The sequence below is a fragment of the Rhodococcus sp. NPDC057014 genome (assembly GCF_042673295.1).
Taxonomy (GTDB): Bacteria; Actinomycetota; Actinomycetes; order Mycobacteriales; family Mycobacteriaceae; genus Rhodococcus_F.
In genome coordinates this window covers 1-1518 of record NZ_JBHUSF010000629.1, presented here as the reverse complement: position 1 = coordinate 1518, position 1518 = coordinate 1, and the positions used below count along the sequence as shown (strand labels likewise).

Sequence of the window (1518 nt, the reverse complement as noted above, 5' to 3'; positions counted from 1 at the left end):
GCACGGCGCGGCGGCTTCGGGGCCGACTATGCGTCGAGTTCTCCGACCGCGAGACGGCCGACCACCTCGGTCAACAGGTCCACGCCGGCGCACACGTCGTCGTCGGTGGTGAATTCGTGCTCGTTGTGCGAGATCCCGTCGACGCTGGGCACGAACAGCATCACCGTCGGCACGACATCCTTCATGTTCACCGAATCGTGTCCGGCGACTGTCATGATCTGCCGATACGTCAGCCCCAGGTTCTCCGCGGCGGCCATGGAGAGCTTCACCCCCTCGGGTTGATAGGCTGCCACTCCCCACGAATGCGCGGTGGCCTTCTCGATGCGCACCCGGGCCCGGGTCTCGATCTCGGCGAACCGGGCCATCAGTCGCTCGTTCGCGAGATCGACGACCGATTCGTTCGGCGACCGCAGGTCGAGGTGCATCCGCACCTCCCGGGCGATGACGACCGGAGAATTGGGTTCGATGGTCATCTGGCTGACCGAGGTGTGCAGTGGCGCGGCCGCGAAATCCTCGGCCAGCTCGCGTGCCGCGACCACCAGCAGGGAAGCCCCGAGCAGCGCGTCCTGCCGATCGGGCATCGTCGCCGACCCGGTGTGGGACTGATCGCCGTGGACCACCAGTTCGTACTTCTGCGCCGCCCACGTGGAGTCGACCACCCCGATGGTGATTCCGTCGTTCTCGAGATTGCGGCCCTGCTCGATGTGGATCTCGGCGTACGCGGCGGCTTGCGGTCCCGCACCCGGTCCGAGGCAGCCGATACCCGACAGCGCCTCCGCGACCGTGACGCCGTCGCGATCGGTGGTGGACAGCGCCTGCTGCACATCGAGTTTGCCGGTGAAGACGGAACTGCCCATCATGCTCGGCTTGAACCGGCAGCCTTCCTCGTTGAACCAGTTGACCACCGCGAGGTTGTATTTCGGCGCGATGGTGCCCTCCCTCCACTTCTGCGCAACGCGCTGAGCGGCGTGCGCCGAGGCGAGCACACCGTACGCGCCGTCGTAGCGGCCGCCGAGCGGCTGACTGTCCAGATGCGAGCCCGTCAGAACATAGGGGGCACCGGGATGGATTTCCAGTAGGCCGAATTGGTTGCCTGCGCGGTCGTATTCGACACGAAATCCTCGGGCGACGAGCCATTCGGCGAGCCAGGCCCGCTGGGCGCCGTCGGCGTCGGTGGCGGCCTGCCGATCGACGCCGCCACCCGGAGTCGCGCCGAACTGTGACAACTGCTGAAAGTCCGCGACCACGGAACGATCCAGATCGGTCTTGCTGGCGGTGGTCATGTGGATTCCTCCCGGGAGTGGATCTGTGTCCGCCGGCCCCGGCGTCCGGGGAGCGGAGTCGACATCGTGTGCGACTGGGGATGCATCAATACAAGCACGTCCCGGCCTGATTTCGGGATGACGAACCTCAACCGGTTCGCGCACGATCGTTGTGCATTTCCACAGGCATCCCCTGCGGCGGGTTCGCTGAGGCGTGATACGTATGCCCACCCACACGACTCGCGTCGTGTGGGTG

The 1518-nt window shown here is 66.3% G+C and carries 1 protein-coding gene; it reads right to left on the bottom strand.

Going from position 1 to position 1518, the window contains the following annotated elements:
• Positions 1-26 precede the first annotated feature (26 nt).
• Entirely contained in the window at positions 27-1283 is a 1257-nt protein-coding gene (locus ACFTZB_RS45575) for a M20 family metallo-hydrolase (protein WP_378442582.1), read from the bottom strand.
• Between the last annotated feature and the right edge of the window lie 235 nt (positions 1284-1518).